The 15443-nt window shown below is 66.5% G+C and carries 17 protein-coding genes and 1 pseudogene; 14 read left to right on the top strand and 4 right to left on the bottom strand.

Features of this window, described 5'->3' with window-relative positions; translation table 11 throughout:
* Positions 1-57 precede the first annotated feature (57 nt).
* Positions 58-939, top strand: a complete 882-nt coding sequence (locus MKK88_RS21275) for an alpha/beta fold hydrolase (protein WP_244003227.1) — start codon at positions 58-60, stop codon at positions 937-939.
* Positions 940-1119: 180 nt separating this feature from the next.
* On the opposite strand, the gene MKK88_RS21270 is transcribed toward MKK88_RS21275, so the two are convergent.
* Together MKK88_RS21270 and MKK88_RS21265 are read right to left on the bottom strand one after the other, a co-directional pair.
* Positions 1120-1566 (bottom strand): hypothetical protein, encoded by a 447-nt coding sequence (locus tag MKK88_RS21270; RefSeq protein ID WP_244003225.1) that lies wholly within the window; start codon positions 1564-1566, stop codon positions 1120-1122.
* A gap of 56 nt (positions 1567-1622) precedes the next feature.
* Positions 1623-2423, bottom strand: a complete 801-nt coding sequence (locus tag MKK88_RS21265) for an SDR family NAD(P)-dependent oxidoreductase (protein WP_244003223.1) — start codon at positions 2421-2423, stop codon at positions 1623-1625.
* A 199-nt stretch (positions 2424-2622) separates the two neighbouring features.
* Between MKK88_RS21265 and MKK88_RS21260 the strand changes: the two genes are divergently transcribed.
* The 3 genes from MKK88_RS21260 (at position 2623) to MKK88_RS21250 (ending at position 5068) form a co-directional block, all read left to right on the top strand.
* The gene (locus MKK88_RS21260) at positions 2623-3795 is read left to right on the top strand and encodes a zinc-dependent alcohol dehydrogenase (protein ID WP_244003221.1); all 1173 of its coding nucleotides are present in this window, start codon (positions 2623-2625) and stop codon (positions 3793-3795) included.
* A gap of 84 nt (positions 3796-3879) precedes the next feature.
* A complete protein-coding gene (locus MKK88_RS21255; protein WP_244003220.1) occupies positions 3880-4686 on the top strand; it encodes an SDR family NAD(P)-dependent oxidoreductase in 807 nt (268 codons plus the stop codon).
* Positions 4687-4858: 172 nt separating this feature from the next.
* Complete coding sequence (locus MKK88_RS21250; RefSeq protein ID WP_244003218.1) at positions 4859-5068, top strand: hypothetical protein; 210 nt, start codon at positions 4859-4861, stop codon at positions 5066-5068.
* 90 nt (positions 5069-5158) lie between these two features.
* On the opposite strand, the gene MKK88_RS21245 is transcribed toward MKK88_RS21250, so the two are convergent.
* A complete protein-coding gene (locus MKK88_RS21245; RefSeq protein ID WP_244003216.1) occupies positions 5159-5620 on the bottom strand; it encodes a response regulator in 462 nt (153 codons plus the stop codon).
* Between the two features lie 67 nt (positions 5621-5687).
* Here MKK88_RS21245 and MKK88_RS21240 point away from each other — a divergent pair.
* The 7 genes and pseudogenes from MKK88_RS21240 to MKK88_RS21210 all read left to right on the top strand — a co-directional run bounded on the left by MKK88_RS21240 (position 5688) and on the right by MKK88_RS21210 (position 12970).
* Positions 5688-6471 (top strand): annotated as a pseudogene (locus MKK88_RS21240) (cobalamin-binding protein).
* A gap of 1371 nt (positions 6472-7842) precedes the next feature.
* Positions 7843-9831 carry a hypothetical protein gene (locus MKK88_RS21235; protein WP_244003214.1) on the top strand — a complete coding sequence of 663 codons (1989 nt, stop codon included), beginning with the start codon at positions 7843-7845 and terminating at the stop codon, positions 9829-9831.
* A 149-nt stretch (positions 9832-9980) separates the two neighbouring features.
* Positions 9981-10298, top strand: a complete 318-nt coding sequence (locus MKK88_RS21230) for a hypothetical protein (protein WP_244003212.1) — start codon at positions 9981-9983, stop codon at positions 10296-10298.
* Positions 10299-10468: 170 nt separating this feature from the next.
* On the top strand, positions 10469-11119 hold the full coding sequence (locus MKK88_RS21225) for a hypothetical protein (RefSeq protein ID WP_244003209.1): 651 nt from the start codon (positions 10469-10471) through the stop codon (positions 11117-11119).
* Complete coding sequence (locus tag MKK88_RS21220) at positions 11116-11526, top strand: hypothetical protein (RefSeq protein WP_244003207.1); 411 nt, start codon at positions 11116-11118, stop codon at positions 11524-11526. Before MKK88_RS21225 ends, MKK88_RS21220 begins: the two co-directional genes overlap by 4 nt.
* 2 nt (positions 11527-11528) lie before the next feature.
* Complete coding sequence (locus tag MKK88_RS21215; RefSeq protein WP_244003205.1) at positions 11529-12521, top strand: hypothetical protein; 993 nt, start codon at positions 11529-11531, stop codon at positions 12519-12521.
* Between the two features lie 221 nt (positions 12522-12742).
* On the top strand, positions 12743-12970 hold the full coding sequence (locus MKK88_RS21210; protein ID WP_244003203.1) for a hypothetical protein: 228 nt from the start codon (positions 12743-12745) through the stop codon (positions 12968-12970).
* 165 nt (positions 12971-13135) lie between these two features.
* Here MKK88_RS21210 and MKK88_RS21205 read toward each other — a convergent pair whose 3' ends face one another.
* Complete coding sequence (locus MKK88_RS21205) at positions 13136-13672, bottom strand: hypothetical protein (RefSeq protein WP_244003201.1); 537 nt, start codon at positions 13670-13672, stop codon at positions 13136-13138.
* Between the two features lie 280 nt (positions 13673-13952).
* Here MKK88_RS21205 and MKK88_RS21200 point away from each other — a divergent pair, with 280 nt between their 5' ends.
* From MKK88_RS21200 to MKK88_RS21190, 3 genes are read left to right on the top strand one after another with little or no spacing between them, the layout of a single operon-like run.
* Entirely contained in the window at positions 13953-14159 is a 207-nt protein-coding gene (locus MKK88_RS21200) for a hypothetical protein (RefSeq protein WP_244003199.1), read from the top strand.
* On the top strand, positions 14152-14934 hold the full coding sequence (locus MKK88_RS21195; protein ID WP_244003197.1) for an exonuclease domain-containing protein: 783 nt from the start codon (positions 14152-14154) through the stop codon (positions 14932-14934). Before MKK88_RS21200 ends, MKK88_RS21195 begins: the two co-directional genes overlap by 8 nt.
* Positions 14931-15296 carry a hypothetical protein gene (locus MKK88_RS21190; RefSeq protein WP_244003195.1) on the top strand — a complete coding sequence of 122 codons (366 nt, stop codon included), beginning with the start codon at positions 14931-14933 and terminating at the stop codon, positions 15294-15296. Before MKK88_RS21195 ends, MKK88_RS21190 begins: the two co-directional genes overlap by 4 nt.
* The last annotated feature ends 147 nt before the right edge of the window (positions 15297-15443 follow it).

Genomic DNA, 15443 nt, shown 5'->3' with positions numbered 1-15443 from the left:
CCCTCCGGTTCCCGACAGCGACTGGGTGATCTTGAACATTGGAGCGCGGAGGTGGCGATGCGTGAGGTCTGGGACGGTACGGAGGTCGAGTGGGATTCCACCGAGGTCGAACCCGGCATGCGCCTGCATTACGGCGTCGCGGGCGAAGGCGAGCGCGTGGTCGTGCTCGTCCACGGCTATCCGGAGACGGCCTACGCCTGGCGTCGTGTCGTTCCGCTGTTGGTTCGGGCCGGCCTGCGCGTCGTGTTTCCGGACTACCGCGGCGCGGGCGGCTCCTCGAAGCCGCCGGGAGGCTACGACAAGCACACGATGGCCGGCGACCTGCACGCGTTGCTCTACGGCCATCTCGGACTGACGCAGCCAGTGACGATGATCGGGCACGACATCGGCATGATGGTCGCCTACGCCTTCGCCCGCCGCTACGCGAAGCTGACCGAGCGACTCGTCGTGATGGAGGCGCCTCTCCCGGGCACCGATGCCTACCAGACGGCGCTGGGTGACACCGACAGGCTTTGGCACTTCCAGTTCCACCGCGCGCCGGACGTGCCCGAGTTGCTCACCGCCGGGCGCGAACAGCTCTACCTGGAGCGCTTCTACCAAGATCTCGCCTACGACACGGAGGCCATCGGTCCGGACGCGATCCAGCGCTACGTGCGGGCCTTCTCGCGGCCAGGAGCCATGCGGGCCGGGTTCGAGCTCTACCGAGCCTTTCCGGCCGACGATGCGCACAACAGGGCCGAGGTGAAGCGCGACGGGAAGCTCACGATGCCGGTTCTCGCCCTGGCCGGTGTTCAGAGCGCCTTCGCCCCGTTCACCGAGGCGATGATGCGTGAGGTCGCAAAGGACGTGACGTTCCGGACGGTCGAGCGGGCGAACCACTGGGTGCCGGAGGAGAACGCCGAGGGTCTCGTCAGGGGCATCCTCGGCTCCATGGAATAGACCCAGGTATCCTCGTCGGCTGTCGTGAGGAACGCCATGAGGAGCGGTGCACCAGACCGGACCGCTCGGCAGCGAGAGTATGCGTAGCCTAAGGCAGGGCACGTAAGGATCGCACGGCCCGAATCCTCACGTGCCCCCCATACGGGAAGCGGTGACCGGTACCCTGCCATGAGGCAGCGGTCAGTCGTCCAGGTCGGTCGTCGGAAGCGACGAGGCGCCCGTGTGGCGGGCCATGAAGCGGTGGCGCTCGCCGCCCTGAACCGCCGGCCCCGAGACGGAAGCCGAGTTTAGGCTGGGATCGGACGGCAGGATGGCGGCACCGACCGAAACCAACCCGGCCAGAGTCCGTAGATCCTCGGGCTGCCTCGGATCGCGGGCGACGGCATCGGCGTCCCGCTGCAGACGCGCATTGCAGGCCTGAGACGACAGTCCGCCGCTCGGCGTGCAGGCATCGTGACGGGCGCAGGCAGCGTCGAGCGCGTCGATGGGCGCGGCGGGGGCATTGTTGCCCGGGCCGCAATAGTTGCCGTGAAGGAGAATCGTGGGGCCGTGGCTGGTCGGGCCGGATTGCGCCGAAGCCGCGGTTGCCATGCAGGCGGCGAGGATGAAGGGGGCTGCCAGTCTCATAATCTCGTTTCGTTTTTCTTGGTTGGTCGGGGTTGGGGATACCTCGATGTCGAGGCTCAGCCGGCAGAGCCGGGCTTGGAGAAGGCGCGGTGCGCGGCCGCCACGAGAGGCTCGGGCAGCGCCTCCGCCACCGCGCTCATGACCTTGTTCTTCACGGTCGGGACGATTTTGTCCTTCCCGGCCTGGAGCGCCTCGAAGGCCGCCTTCGCCACCACGGCCGGATCGTCCTTGCCTTCCATCGCGCCCGCCTTGGTGTCGAGCATCTCGGCGCGGTTGAAGAAGTTCGTATCGGTCACCCCCGGCATCAGGATCGTCACGCTGACGCCGGTATCCTTGAGCTCGCTGCGCAGTGACTCGCCGAACCAGCGCAGGAACACCTTCGTCGAACCGTAGATGGCCTCGAACGGGTCGGGCATGGACGCCTCGACCGAGGACGTGAACAGCAGCTTGCCACTGCCGCGCACGACCATGTCCTTCAGCACCAGCTTGGTCAGCTGGACGGCCCCGCGGACGTTCAGGTCGATCATCTTGAGCTCGCGCTGCAGATCGGTCTCGACGAACGGGCCGCCCAGGCCCACTCCGGCGTTCAGGCACAGCGCGTCGACGGGTCGGCCGGTGGACCGCACCTGCTCGAACAGGCTGTCCACCCCGTCCTCGCGCGAGAGGTCGGACGCGTGGGTCAGTACCTTGGCACCGCTGCCGGACAGGCGTTGCGCCGCCTCCGCGAGGTGCGCCTCGTCCTGGGCGGCGATGAGCACGTCATGGCCGTTCTCGGCGAACTGCCGGGCGAGTTCGAAGCCGATACCGTTGGAGCCACCGGTGATGACGGCGAAGGGGCGTGATGTATCGCTGGGCATGTAGCGCTCCGTTTCCGACGCCCAACCCGAACTCGCAAGGCCAGGTTCCTGTCCGCCGGCAACGGTCCAAGCACAGCCGTGTGATGTGCCGGAACAGGTCAAACGAAAATGGGTTTGAAAAAGGTTGACCGCCTTTCCGGCTGCAAACACCCGCAATCTTACATGGGGCCGTCATTCGCGAGCCTCGCAGGAGGCATCGATGAAGGCACTGTGCTGGCACAGCAAGGGCGACATCCGCTGCGACACGGTCCCTGATCCGCGGATCGAGGATGCGCGCGACATCATCATCAAGGTGACGTCCTGCGCCATCTGCGGCTCCGACCTCCACCTGATGGACGGCCAGATGCCGACCATGGAGGCGGGCGACGTGCTCGGCCACGAGTTCATGGGCGAGGTCGTTGAGGTCGGGCAGGGCTTCACCAAGTTCAGGAAGGGCGACCGCGTGGTCGTGCCGTTCAACATCAATTGCGGCGAATGCCGCCAGTGCCGGCTCGGGAACTACTCCGTCTGCCAGCGCTCAAACCGCAACGCCGCCATGGCCGCCGCCCAGTTCGGCTACACCACCGCCGGCCTGTTCGGCTACTCGCACCTCACCGGCGGCTACGGCGGCGGGCAGGCCGAGTACGTGCGCGTGCCGATGGCCGACGTGGCGCCGATGCTGGCGCCCGAGGGCGTCGACGACGAGTCGCTGCTGTTCCTCACCGACATCCTGCCCACCGGGTGGCAGGGCGCCGAGCATTGCGAGATCCAGGGCGGCGAAATCATCGCGGTCTGGGGCGCGGGCCCGGTCGGCCTGTTCGCGATCCAGTCGGCCAAGATCATGGGGGCCGAGCGCATCATCGCCATCGACACGGTGCCGGAGCGCCTCGCGCTGGCCCGCACCTACGGCGCCACCGACATCATCGACTACGCCCGGGAGGACGTGTTCGAGCGGATCAAGGAGATCAGCAAGGGCGAGGGCGCGGACGGCGTCATCGACTGCGTCGGCATGGAGGCCAGCGCCGGCCACGGCGTCGCTAGCCTCGTCAACACGATTCAGGAGAAGCTGACCTCGACCGAGCGTCCCTATGCCCTGATGGAGGCGATCAAGGCGGTGCGCCCCTGCGGCATCGTCTCGGTGCCCGGCGTCTACGGCGGCCCGATCCCGGTCAACATGGGCATGATCGTCCAGAAGGGTCTGACCATGAAGAGCGGGCAGACCCACGTGAAGCGCTACCTGGAGACGCTGACCAAGCTGATCCAGGAGGGCAAGATCGACATGACGTCGATGATCACCCACCGCTCCACCAACCTCGCCGACGGTCCGGACCTCTACAAGACGTTTCGCGACAAGAAGGATGGCTGCGTAAAGGTCGTATTCCACCCGAACTGAGCGACTGCGCCGATCCCCGTCAACTTACGCATCCAGGGTCCTCGTCATATCTGGCGGGACCTGGGTGCCAATGGAACGAAATAGATGGATCTCGGAATCAAAGGGCGGGTCGCGGTCGTGACGGGCGCCAAGTCGGGCATGGGACGCTCGACCGCCGAACATCTCCTGCGTGAGGGCGTCCACGTCGTCCTCACTGACAAGGAGGGCCCCGAGTTGGAGGCCACCGCCGCGGAGTTGTCCGCGCTGGGTCAGGTCCGTGCCGTGGAGGCGGACCTGAGCACGGCCAAGGGCATCGAGGTGCTCGCCGCCTTCGCCAACATGGCCTACGACGACAAGCCCACTATCCTCGTCTGCGCCGCAGGCATCACCGGGGCGTCCGGCGACTTTCTCGAACTCACGGACGAGGATTGGATCGAGGCGATCCAGACCGACCTCATGGCCGGCGTCCGCGCGACAAGAGCTTTCATCCCGCACATGCGCAAGGCGGGTTGGGGCCGGGTCGTGCTGTTCTCCTCCGAGGATGCGGTGCAGCCCTACATCGAGGAACTTCCCTATGCGGCCGCGAAGGCCGGGGTCCTGAACCTCGCGAAAGGTCTTTCGAAGGCATACGGCCCGGACGGCGTGCTCGTGAACGCGGTCGGCCCGGCCTTCATCGCCACGCCGATGACCGACGCACAGATGGAGAAGAAATCGAAGGAGAAGGGTATCTCGTTCGACGAGGCGATCAAGCTGACGCTGGACGACGAGCGCCCCGGCATCGTCGCAAAGCGTCGCGGCAAGGCTGAGGAGGTCGCGGCCGCAGTGACGTTCCTCTGCTCCGAGCGCGCCAGCTTCATCACCGGCGAGTTCCTACGGGTCGACGGTGGCTCCGTCATGACCATGGGGGCATAGGCCCCGATAGCCGGAAGACCCGTCGAGCAACACGACGTGGTTCAGGTCACCCTCAAAGCCCCTGGTACGGCAGCGCCGGCGCTGCCGACCGGGCGACCGTGATGCCAGGAACCACCACCGCCAGCCGGGGCTTCCCTCCACCCCGGGAGAGGCCTGGGAGGAAAGGAATGCGATGTCCACGGATACCGAGAAGCACCGCGAGTTGCTCGGCGCGTTGCGGGATGCCCAGGACAAGGGCAACGGGAGTTTCGAGAAGGCCGTCACCGCAGCCTTCGAGCACGTCTTCGAGCACCTGGGCCCCCTGAACGACCACGTCTCGCCCGGCGGTCCGGACGGCGGTGACCGACACCTGCAGCCAAGCGAGTCGCCGACGCTTCGGTAAGACCGCACCTAGCCCGCGACACCTCGGTCATCCCCTCCCACGGCAGTGTCCGAAGGGGTCAACCTGTCGGGCGCTGCCGCATGGTGCGGCCTAGCGGACCTGATCGGCGCGAAACCGATTGCCGCCGGCCTGTGCGTCCTGACACCGGCATGACGGCGGCAGGTCCCGGCTGCAGTCAAGAAGGGGCGCCACCTCGCTGGTCAGCAGGCGGACGAGCAGGTGTTCCAGGGGCTCGGCCTGATAGGGCTTCTGCAGAACCGGCACGTTGCGATAGCTTCCCTCCAGTCCTTGCTGGCCGTAGCCGGTCGCGAACAGGAAAGGGGTGCCGCGCTCGTTGAGCAGGTCGGCGACCGGGTAGCTGTGCGCGTCGCCCAGGTTCACGTCCAGCACGGCGAGGTCGAAGGACCCGGACTGGACCAGGTCGAGCGCTTTGTTTAGCCGCATCGCGATGGCCACCTCGCAGCCAAGGTCGAGCAGCATGTCCTCCGCGAGCATGGCCACGAGGCTCTCGTCCTCGACCAGCAGCACACGGCGTCCAGCCAGCAGCGTCATGATGCTCGCCGCCCCTCGACGGCTTCTTGACCGACCCACCCGAGGGTGGCTTGCGCTATGGTCGGGTATGCGTCGCTTCCCGCCTGAACGGATCGTCTGCCTCACGGAGGAGACGGTCGAACCTCTACCTGCTGGGCGAGCAGGACCGGATCGTCGGCGTGTTCGGCTACGCCGTCCGTCCACCGCAGGTCCGTCGCGAGAAGCCCCGGGTGTCGGCCTTCACCAGCGCCGACATCCCCAAGGTCCTGGCACTCGCGCCGGACTTGGTCCTGGCCTTCTCGGACTTGCAGGCCGGCATCGTCGCCGACCTCGCCCGGGCCGGGGTCGCGGTCCACCTCTTCAACCAGCGGGACGTGGCCGGCATCCTCGCCATGATCCGGACGGTGGCAGCCCACGTAGACGCGGGTGATCGCACGGAGACGCTGGCCCGCGGCTACGAGGAACGGCTGGCGACGGTCGCCGGACAATCGCACGGACGCCCGCGGCCCCGGGTGTACGTCGAGGAATGGGACGAGCCGCTGATCTCCGGCATCGGGTGGGTATCCGAGCTCGTGCGCATCGCGGGCGGTGACGACGTGTTCCCCGAACTCGCCCGGCAGGCGGCCGCCAAGGACCGCATCGTCACGCAGGAAGCGGTGTTGGCCACCCGGCCGGAGGTCGTCCTGGCCTCCTGGTGCGGGAAGAAGGTGGTGCCGTCCCGCATCGCGTAGCGGCCCGGCTGGTCGTCGATGCCGGCGGTCGTGGAGGGGCGGATCTTCGAGATCAAGTCGACCTTGATCCTACAGCCCGGCCCAGCGGCCCTCATCGATGGACTGGACGCAATCGTTCGCGAACTTGGCCTAACAGCTTGATGGGTATGAGGACAAACCTACTTGTAAACGTAAGCGAAGACATCCTCTCGAGATCGCACCGCAGACCAAACTCAGGTAATTTCAGACTAAAGTTTTCAATCACATGTCATAATTTTGAGTCATCGATCATGAATACGCCGTTTATTCTCAGAATCATTAATAATGCTCAATAACTCAATATAGCAACAGCGTAATTCCAATTTCAGATTATAAACTCACGTAGATTGTAGCATATCAGTATTATTCAATGTGATTTGACTTCTTTGCGAACTGCAAGCACGAATCAGGCCAGCCCATGCTCGAACATATGGGACATAACAAAGTTATGGCTGTGCTATTTTTTCACCAGCTCGCAACGAAATATTGGAATTTTATTAGATATCTATTATTACGAGCGGTTTTTTCATTTTAGACCCGAAATCATGATAAGCAAATATCCAGTGAACGGCTAAATAGTTAAGGTGAATACAGAAGAAGATGCTGCGTACCAATTCATGACACGATGGGTCCAACGCGAGTTGCGCTCACGCTGCTACAAACCGCAAATTGAGAGTGATGGTCGAGCGAGTTTTTTTGCGGATGCCGTCGGCATTTATGACGCTTGCGCCGTTCGCCGTATCCCAGTACGGCGTACCGACATTTGCTGATGGGCTGAAGTTGATGGAAGTCGTCTGCGCCTTGCTGTCAATAAATATATTACTTAGAATACAGCATATGACCAATTGTATATTGTAAGTAGCGTCAATTTTATATTTCTATCAATTTTGCCTATAGAATTGGGCATGGGAAGTTCCATGCAATCGACGCTGCCACTTCGCCCGGATTCGTGAAGGGCCTCAGCCTAGGAATTCATGTGGCACGATACGATTGCGCAGTAATTACCATTCAACCGGTGAGCGAACGGTCCGAAGGACCTAAACGGCTATTCATGCGGGCCCGCTCGCGGCCCGACCGTATTTCTCCCGCCCGCGAGCCATGCGCCGCGCCATGGGAGGTCCATGGGGTCCCATGGGCGCCATGCGTTTCCCCATGGGAACGCCCATGGGCTCCATGGGGCTGAAGGCGCCATCCACACGGCCCTGCCGGAAAACTGCTGCCCCCCTGAAACGGCCAGCGAGCCACCCTGTAGCGGTTTACGGGCGTCCGGGGTCTCGGGACTATCCCGTGCGCGGACTCGCGGTGATTCAGATGGCCAGATCGCCCTCGCCATGGGGACGAAGCCGCCTAGGTCCGAGGCCTACTGCGCAGGGCGTTGGGTGCGCCTCGTAAGCCGTTCGTACGCTTGTCGAATTCGCGCGCGAGGGGGAGGATATCGAATTCGCGCGCGGGTGTGCTGCCCTGCGCGTCGATGCCTACCAGTCGACGGACCTCGTGTACCACACCCCCTCAGCCCGCCTGAACCCGTTCGCCGAGCGCCTCATGCCCGAGGCCGACCTCGCACGCCTGTCCGTTGAGTACCGGACCCGGGTCAACGGCAACGTCCGCGCCGCGCACATCCGCGTGCTGCACCCGAACTCGCCCGGCTACACAGGTAAGGTCACGCTCATGCGCCAGACCGACCCGAACGCCGGTGCCGAGGGCTGGACCACCAAGGCCCTGCCGCTGGCCGGTCTCGCCGAAAGCGACCCGGTGCTGTGGGCCACACACGTCAGCATGCAGCGGTTCCACGGCTCCCGACGCACCACCGGCGTGGCGCAGGTTCAGGCCTTCATCGCCGACGTCGAGACGCACACCGTGAGGATCTTCGATGGCATGACACCCGAGGACATCGCGGGCGTCCTCATCGAGCGCATCGAGATTGCCGGGTTGCCGCTGCCCTCGTACGTGCTGTTCTCCGGCCGGGGACACCACGTCGTGTGGCTGCACGAGCCGCATAACGCCACCGCGGAATTCCTGTCGCGCTGGCGGGCGTGCCAGCGATTCCTCCACGGGCCGAAGTATGGTCGCCCGGAGACGACCGTCACGACCGCGTCCGGCACGAGGTTGCAGGACCCCGAGGTCGTCGAGCACGAGACCCGGATGGCCGACCTGTGGCGCGGCACCGGCCTCGACCGCAACGCCGCCGACATCCCCCGCGTCCTCCGGCTGGCAGGGTCGTACAATCCCAAGAGCCAGCAGGTCGCTAGGTTGGTGTGGCCGGCATCCTGGACCGACGTGGTCCGCCATGACTACGAGACCCTAGCGACCGCGTTCCTGCCGTTCAGCCGTGACCAGATGCAGGCCATCCGCGCCGAGCGCCAGGCCGGGTACGACCAGCGCGAGGCCGCCCGGCAGGCCAAGCGCGCCGAGGCCGAGGCCGCGGGCATCCCGGTGAACGAGCCGAAGCCGCGCCGTCGCAAGGGCAACCATTGGGCCGGCATCGTCGAAGCGCTGGACGCCATCCGCCTGTCGTGGGGTGGCGAGCCGCCAGAGGGGCGCCGGGACTGGTGGGCGTTCCTCAGCGCGTGTGCCATGGCGCAGTCCGAGGGCGGCACCGCCGAGACATGGGCCGCGCGCCTCGCCGGACCGTCCGGCCTGCCGGAGACGGAACTGCGGGCGAACCTCGGGTCCCTGGAACGCGCGCTGCGCCGGTCCGAGGCCGGTGAGACGTCCGAGCGTGGCGGCGTCGAACGGACCGTGGTCTATTCCTACGCCAAGGTCACGATGCTCGCCCGCCTCGGCCTAACCGAGGAACAGGTCGAGCACATCCCGGGTGCCGAGGCGCTGCTGCCCCGTGGCGTGCGCCAGACCGAAAGGGAGAGGTCGGCCCAACGTCGCACGGATGCGGGCTGCACCCCCCAGGTCGTGACGGTCTCGGCCCGGCTGGCGGACGGTCGCAAGGCGTTGGCGATGCGACAGGCGGGTCGGTCGATAGTCGAGATCGAGCGCGCGTTCGAGGGCCTCCGTGGTCGTACGAGCCTGTACCGGGCCATCGCGGAAGCCGAGGCCGAGACCGCCACCAGCGTTGCCGTCGAGCCCGCCATCGAGCACCAGGATCAGGGGTCCGTCGATGTCGTTCACGGTCCGACCGTATCTATAGTGGCGGAGCCGGGGCCTAGGGCCCCATCCGACCGTCCGACCCGTCTCGACCCCGTCACGCCGGCCATTCCGGGGGTATCGACACCCGACCGTACCGCCTCGAACCTGCCGCCCTCGCCATCAGACACCCATCCGGACATGGCCGATGCCCAGGGAAGCCCGCTGAGGCCACTCCGTTTCGGGATGAGCGAGGATACCGGGCCCTCTCCGTGGACCCTGCTGGCGGCCTCCCCTGGGCCCTCGTCCGGACCGGTTCGGGACGACAGGGACATGCTCCTCCCCGAGTTCCTCGCAGACATCTTCGGGGTACTGTGGACCTCGCAACTCCCTGTCGGCACTTGAGGAACCGGTACCGCGGGGGTATATTCACCCCGCCTCGACTGGCCTGGATGCAGCACATCTTGGAACCCCGCTTTCGGTTATCACCGGAGGCGGGGTTCGATGTTTCCGGACCCGTGGTTTCTCGCGGCGGCCGGTGGCATCCTACCGGCATGAACATCCCGACCCCCATCTCCGAACCTTCGCGGTCACGAGCCCGGGTTCTCGCCGCCGCGAAGACGAAGGCGTGGCGCGATGCCAGGAAGGCCGAGGCGGAGGCCGACAACGCCATCGTTCGTGGTCTCGTCGAAGCCGTGTCCGGGTACATCGCCCCGGACGGGCGGATGAAGGCGCGGGCCGAGTCCGTGGACCTGCATTCCGTGGTCGTCGGCGCCATGGCCATCCTCAAGGTCTCCGCCGACATCGAGACCCGCGATGCCATGGACCGCGTCATCGCCCGGCTGACGCACGCCGCCACGCCCAGGTCCTGACGCCCCGAATCGTGGCCGCGTGCTAGGGTGAACGGTGGTTGATCCTCGAACAACCTTGGGCTCGGCCGCACCCACGCCGGGGCCCTCCTTCATTCAGGAGCCGCGCATGCCGTCGTCAGGGATGCCTGCAGCACGCGCTCATGCGCATGCGGGCGTGTGCGCTGAGGCGCATGGAAATGGTCCACGTCTCCAGGACGTACGAGTGGCACCGGTGCCGCGACATCGCCCTGCATGACCGTGTCCGCCTGGAAATCCGCAACGGGGACACGGGCGTGTTGCCCATGGTCGGCAAGGTCATCGGCATCACCAGGTCCCTGCCCGAGGCCGGGCCCGCTACGGTGCGGCTGAAAGTCGGCGTCTACCTGGGTACGGGCAGGAACGACGTCGCCGCGGTCGCCGGCGGGGACGAGTACGGCTCTTCCGACTACGTCGACCCGACCTACAGCCCTGTGTCCCAGCCGGTGTACCTGGCGGCCAGCGCGCAGGCCGAGGACATCAGCTTCGGCGTGCACGGGGACATCGAGGCCGTGCTGCGCCCCGGGCCGCTCGTCGTGCCCGTCGACGCGACCCGCCTGCAGGACCCCTGGTACGCTGTCGGCGACTGTTTCATCGATTCGCAGGCGGACGTGCAAATGGCCATCGCGCTGGGCCGGCTCCAGTCCGGTGGCGACCCCCGCGCTGTCGTCCGTGACTACCCGACGACCCTGCAGGTCGGCATGCGTTTCCTGCCGATGACGTCGATGATCGAGCGGCAGTACGAGTGCCACGCCGTGCTGACCGTGTCCCCCCGTGGCGTGAACATGCAGGGCGGTGAGCCATGAGCGGACAGGGCCAGGGCATCACCTTCCGGAACGCCGCCGAGTTCAACGCGGCGGTGCAGGCCGTCGTGGCGCGCGGCGACCGGGCCCAGGCGAAGGACTCCGCCAACCGCCCGGCCGGTGGGCAGTTCGACACGAGCGCCGACCAGTCGGGCGGCGTTCCCGGGAAGGACGTCGACCTCGCGAGCTTCGCGAACATCAGCTACTCGCCGTCGCCGCCGTCGGTGAACACCAACAAGTACAACGCTTCCGGCGACGGGGGCTACGACGTCATCGAGATCGTGTCCGGCTACATGACCGGCTGGCGCGCGAACGGCGGGTCCTCCTACACCGAGGACACCGTGACGAAGAAGATCGGGACCGACGGTTTCAGCGGTACCTTCAACGGCTGGTCGAACGGATTCGTGTGAACATGGGCGCACCTCTCAACATCGCCGTCACTTTGCGCGCCACGAAGGGGTCTCCGCTGACCTCGGACGAGCAAGACGGCAACATCCAGGCTCTCGTGGCCGCCATCCAGAAGGTGGCCACGACCGGCGTCGGCGCGTCACTCGCGACCGCCGAGTTCGACCCCAACACCGGCATCGTCACGCTGCTGGACACGAACAACGCTGTCATGGGCACCTTCCCCCTGCCGCCCAGGCCCATCCGCTTGGCGGGCCGGTGGGCGGCGGCGACCGCGTACAAGCTGGGCGACCTCGTCCGCATCGAGGCAACCACGACCGTCCCGCGCGGCCTGTCCGCCCTGGCGCCGGCGGACTTCATCAGCGATGCCGCGGACCCGGCCAAGGACATCGCGGCCGGGAAGCTCGTGGCTGTCGCGTACGACGGCAAGCCGGCGCAGACGCAGCGTGGTACGTACGTCGACGGGGCCACGTACGTACCAGGGGACGTCGTGTTTTTCCCGCCTACTGGTACGTACTACCAGATGTACCTGGCAGGCACGCCAGCCGGCTCGAAGCCGAACAATCCCCTACAGCAGGCCGACGGTACGTATACGTTCCCCTGGGGGCCCGTGAGCCTCCCGGCCTATCGTGCCCTGCGCGTGCGGGCGGACGGCAAGCCGGCGGCGGGTGCACTCGTGCAGCGGGAGATGATGGACCGCTACTGCCAGATCGGCGTGAATTTCACGGGCGCACTGCAGGCGAACATCAGCCTGGGCCCGAACAGCATCGTGAAGTCCAAGACGGCGCCTGCGGCGGCCGCGCAGCTCACCGTGAAGCTCAACGGGGTGGCCGTCGGGTACATCGCCTTCGCGGCAGGGTCGAGCCTCGCCGGGTTCGCGACCGTCAACGCCCAGCCGGTCAACGTTTCGCCAGGGGACCTTCTGGAGGTGTTCGCGCCCACCACCCAGGACACCGCCTTGGCGGACATCTACGGCTACCTGACCATCATCCAGTATTGATGACCTTCCGTTACGGTTCCCCTGACATTTCGTTACATAACCGGCATGTAACGGGGCGGCACCCTGGTTACGTACGGGACCCCTGTAGCGCGCCTCCAGGGGCCCAGATTCGTACCGGTCATCCACAGGGCCGTAACGGACCGTCAACCATCCCCGCTGGTTCCTCTCGACATTGGGCCCGAGATGCCGATCCCTGGGCGACTCAGCAGGGGGAGGCGGTCATGCGGCCAGAGGATTTCGGGAACAGCGCGGAGGCCATCTGCTACGGCATCGCTGGCATCCTCGCGGATCGCGCAATCGACATGCGGGCTGCGACCGCCGCCCGGATGACGGACGAGCTCGCCGCCCGGATCATCCTGCAGCGCCGCGCCCAGAAGGCCACCATCGCCCGGCAGCGGGCGGACGGGGAGCGTCGCCGCAGGATGATCATCGCGGCCGGAGGGCGGTAGCATCCCGTGAGCATCACTGATGCTCACATGTGTGCAGAGATGTGCACAGGGAAAGCCACAATCCCCAAAATGCAGTCATCCCCAAAATAATCGTGGGTCGACCCCAGACATGAAAAAGCCCGCCCGGGTCACCCCGCGGCGGGCTTAGTCGTTCCGTCGGCGGCGTCAGGCGGCAAGCTTCTGGTCGAGGTCGTCGAGCAGCTCTTGGATGACGTTGAGCGAGAATTTCCGGTTGCTCTCCTCGATGTCCTCGGGGCGGACGCCGTCCCGGATGTCGAGATAGGTGTCCAGTATCCGGGCGCTGTGCTGGGCCGCTGTCGGGACGACCGGCAGCCCCGCAATCGCGTCGACGCCGCGCAAGTGGCGCCCGATGCGGTCGGGGGTCTTTGAGGCCATCTTCATGCGCTCCGCGACCGTCAGCGACCGCACGTAGTGCTCCTGGTGCGCCGGCAGCGCCTTCGTGCTCTCCTCGCCGGCGAACGGGGCGACCAGCGCGAGGGCAGCCAGCCCGGTCTCCTCGTCATCCGAGAGCTCGGCGGCCGGGATTTCCACGGCGTCGGCTTCCACGAAGGCCTCCGAGACGTCCGGCGCCGGCGCGCCGAGGACCGCCCTGGCGACGCGCCACGTCCACCGGACGCCGTCCCAAATCAATGCGGGCATCATCGCCAGCGCGGCCATCACCATCAGCATGAACTTGCGCATTGGTCCCTCCCGTTTGCGCCCAGGGAAAGACTGCGCCCAGGGAATGCACGCCACAAGGGGCCTTCCGAAAGTGTTTCGCACACAAGCTGCCATTTTGAGCCCTGACAGCCTCGGGGCAGCAAGCATCGACCGGCGTGCATGCTTGCTCCTGTAACGGATTGTCAGAAAACTGCGACAATCTGTACGTATGAAATCTGCGGACGGCATCTTCCGGTGGCGTGAGATCGGTCGACATTGAACCGGGGAAGCTTCCAAGCTTAGCCGATTCGGAGGTGTCGCAGTGGACAAGGAAGAGGTGCTCGCCCTGCTTGGCGAGCGGATCACCAAGGAGGGCGGCATCGCGGCTTGGGCGCGCCGCCATGCGGTGTCCGAGCAGTACACGCGGGACGTCGTTGCGCGGCGGCGCCCCCCGGGCCCGGGTATCCTGAAGTCCCTCGGCCTGCAGAAGGACGTGACGACGTACTCGGAGGTGCAGGCCCATGGCTGATGCTGCCCTCCACCCGGCCGACGAGCTCGGCTACGTCCGCCATGAGCTGGCATCCTGCGTCTCCCGCCAGCGGCTGCTGACCCTGCGCGAGGAAGCCCTGACGACCGCCCTCGTGGCGGATCGCGAGGCCCGGGTCGGCGCGCTGCATCACGCCGTCGTCACTCGTGTGCGTGGCCGGGATGTCGTCGACGTAGAGCGCCTCCCCGACCTGCAGCGCGTCCTGCTGCTGCTGCAGGGACCGGTCGTGGTGGCGGACACGGAGACGACCGGCCTCCACGTGCTGGAAGGCGACCGCCTGATCAGCGCAGCGTTCCTGCGCGTCCATCCCGACGCCGTCAGCGAGACGCCCCTGGAGATCACCGTGAACCCGGGCCGGGCGTCCGACGCGACCGCCCTGGCGGTCCAGGGGCTGACGGAGGCCGACCTGCGCGACCGCGCGCTGTTCAGCTACTCGCACGCGTGCGCGATCATAGACGTGTGCCGGCAGGCCACCCTCGTCGCCCACAACGCCGCCTTCGACGTCGGATTCCTGGACGCCGAGTTCGAGCGCGAGGGTCTGTATTTCACGGGCGTGCCCAGCGACGTGGTCGACACGCGCATCGTCTCGAAGCTCCTCTGGCCGGGCGAGAGCGGTTCTCTCGACGCCCTCGCGACGCGCCTCGGTGTCGACCGCGGGGGCCGGGACGTCCGGCACACGGCCCTGGGGGATGCCCGTCTCCTCGCGGCCTGCCTGCCCGGCCTGCGGGACGCGATCCGCCGGTGGATCGCGCGATGAGCAAGTTCGGGCGCCTCCTCGCCGAGCACGCCGGCGGTTCGCCTGCCGCCCTACGCGTGCCCTCTGAATCCGAACTGCGGACCCTGACGACGGGCGACCTTCGCCTGCTGCTGGCAGAGGCATTCGAGGCCGCCAGCGTCGCCGCCGAGGCTGCCCGGGGACAGAGCAAGACCCGGGCGAAGGTTCACGTCGCGGAGGCCCAAGCCATCCTGCGGCGGGCTGCCCGGGACGCCATCGCGGAGCTGGCCGAGGCGACGAAGGTGGCGAAGGTGCCGCCCGGCGCTTGGTGGGACGACTTCTACGAGGCGCCCGATGACGAGTTCCGGGGGCCGATGCGACCCATCGGGGCGACCCGACCCTGACGCCTGCGTCGCGCGCCAGGCGGCAGTGGCGCCCATCATCCCCAGCAACCCCGTCATCAGAGGAGCGCGCCATGGAGCGCATCAAGCCCACCATCAAGGTCACATGCGGAGACATCATCCGTGCCGCCTTCGCCCGCGCCTTCCAGA

It is taken from the genome of Methylobacterium sp. E-005, from assembly GCF_022829725.1.
GTDB lineage: Bacteria > Pseudomonadota > Alphaproteobacteria > Rhizobiales > Beijerinckiaceae > Methylobacterium.
This window is presented reverse-complemented; position numbering and strand designations above follow the sequence as displayed.